Below are 1,894 nucleotides of genomic sequence, written 5' to 3' on the forward strand. Positions count from 1 at the left end.
TCGCGGTGCTGGCGGCGCCTGTCGAAGGGGCGGTGGGGGTGGCGCTCGTCGGGGTCGGTGCGACGATCCTCGCGACGGACGTTCTCGACCACACCTTCCACGAGCACTGGAGCGAGGACATTCACGACCACGGGGTGGTAGGCGGTGTGTTGACCGGCGCGGGCCATGTGGCCACCGAGACCGGGGACGACGTCGTACGACTGGGGAAGGACATCTGGCATGGCGTCACGAGCATCTTCTGAGGCGCCCGCCGATGGCACGCCCATCCACATTCCGGCACTCCCGAAACTCGGCAGAACCTGGTACAAGCGCGGCGCGCTCTACTGGCTGTGCCGTGTCCGTACGACTGCTTTCCTGCTGGTCCTGATGGGCGCGGTCAGCTTTTTCGCGCTTGCCCTGTACCAGGGGTTCACCAGCGAGTGGTCGCCCACGGTGCGCCTCGTGTGGAACTGGGCCACGGGGGTCGCCTCCTGCGGGGCCCTCGGCTGGGGCTGGGTGACGCAGCGCAGGGAACACCGTAAAGCCCTGCTGGATCCGCCTACTCCCGCGCAGACCATCCAGGCCAAGCGCGACCACAACAGGCAGGCCCCCGCCAAAGCCTTCGCCGGCCGCTGGATGGTGCTGCTCCTGGTGCCTGTCCTCCCGGCCCTGGCCGCGTACACCGTCGGCTGGCTAGCCGCCTGGACCACCGTCCGCGAATACCCGAGCGAGGTCGGCGCCCGCCGCTGGCTCCAGGAGCACCCGACCGGAACATGATCCCGTCCGACGTCCCGAAACTGCCCGGACTCGGTACCACCTGGTACGAGCGCGGCTCGCGCTACTGGCTGCGCCGGGCCTCGGGCGCGCTCCTCTGGTTCGTCGTGCTCGCCTTCTTCTGCTACATCGCGCTCGCCCTCTACGGCGGCTTCCGCGCGAGCCCGCCATCGCCCGGCAGAGCTCGCCGGGCCAAACGGGACGAGGCTCGTCGTTCCACCGGACTGGCCGTCGCGGGGCGGGTCCTCTGGCTGGTCGCGGCACCGGTCGCTCCGGCGCTCGCGGCGGGCTGTGTCGGCTGGGTGGCGGCCGCTTTCGCCGTCCGCGAGTACCCCAGCGAGGTCGGTGCCCGCCGAGCCCTAGAGCGCGGCCGCAGCCTTCCGGGCCAGGAGAAACGCCTGTGGTGACGTCTCGTTGAGTTGCTCGTCCGGTTCACGGAACGTTCGTGAGCGGAGTGTGAATCCCGCCGTTTCCAGGAGTTCGGTCATCCGCTCCGGTCGTCGGCGTTCGAAGTCCAGGCGGACCGGGTGGCCGAAGGGGCGGTCGAGGGTGAGGGGATGGTCGCCGGACTGGAAGGCGAGGAGGAGGTGGGCGCCCGGGGCCAGGACGCGGTGGAACTCCGTGAAGAGGGACGGGAGTCGGTCCACGGGTGTGTGGATGGACGAGTACCAGGAGACGGCCCCCGCGAGCGCCCCGTCGGGGATGTCCAGGTCCAGCATCGAGCCCTGCCGGAAGCGCAGTCCCGGGTTCTCGCGGCGGGCGATCGCGAGCATCGACTCGGACAGGTCGAGGCCGAAGGCGTCCAGGCCGAGGGAGACGAGGTGCGCGGTGGTCCGGCCGGGGCCGCAGCCGAGGTCGGCCACCTGCCCGCCCCCGCCACGGTTCACCAGCTCGGCGAACGCGGCCTGCACCGTCCAGTCGCGCGGCCGTCCGCCGGGCTCACCCGCGAACATCTCCGCGTAGTCCTCGGCGATCGCGTCGTAGAAGATCCGGGTGGTCGTCACGAAGCCGGCTTCGGCGGAGGGCGTCGGAGGTGTCGGAGGTGTCGAGGGTGCCGGCGTCGATGTCATGGCCGGGGACCCTAGCGGCGGCCACTGACAACCGACCGGCCCGACCCCCACCGACCGGCCCGCCCCCCCAC

Annotated in this window: 3 protein-coding genes and 1 pseudogene; 3 read left to right on the forward strand and 1 reads right to left on the reverse strand. The window is 71.2% G+C overall.

The features are described 5' to 3' along the window. From JHN63_RS50625 to JHN63_RS50635, 3 genes and pseudogenes are all read left to right on the forward strand, one after another. Window positions 1–242: pseudogene (locus JHN63_RS50625) on the forward strand (hypothetical protein); the annotation flags it as partial. After that, on the forward strand, window positions 220–756 hold the full coding sequence (locus JHN63_RS50630) for a hypothetical protein (RefSeq protein ID WP_200691872.1): 537 nt from the start codon (window positions 220–222) through the stop codon (window positions 754–756). The pseudogene JHN63_RS50625 and the gene JHN63_RS50630, both read left to right, overlap by 23 nt. Next, complete coding sequence (locus tag JHN63_RS50635) at window positions 753–1,160, forward strand: hypothetical protein (protein WP_234478931.1); 408 nt, start codon at window positions 753–755, stop codon at window positions 1,158–1,160. Before JHN63_RS50630 ends, JHN63_RS50635 begins: the two co-directional genes overlap by 4 nt. Here the strand turns inward: JHN63_RS50635 and JHN63_RS50640 are convergent. Next, window positions 1,113–1,757, reverse strand: coding sequence for a class I SAM-dependent methyltransferase (locus JHN63_RS50640; protein ID WP_307782196.1), 645 nt, complete (start codon window positions 1,755–1,757; stop codon window positions 1,113–1,115). The two genes, JHN63_RS50635 and JHN63_RS50640, sit on opposite strands and share 48 nt — an antisense overlap. Window positions 1,758–1,894: the final 137 nt, after the last annotated feature.

Origin of the sequence: Streptomyces sp. MBT65 (assembly GCF_016612545.1) — a bacterium.
In the GTDB taxonomy this organism is placed as follows: Bacteria; Actinomycetota; Actinomycetes; order Streptomycetales; family Streptomycetaceae; genus Streptomyces.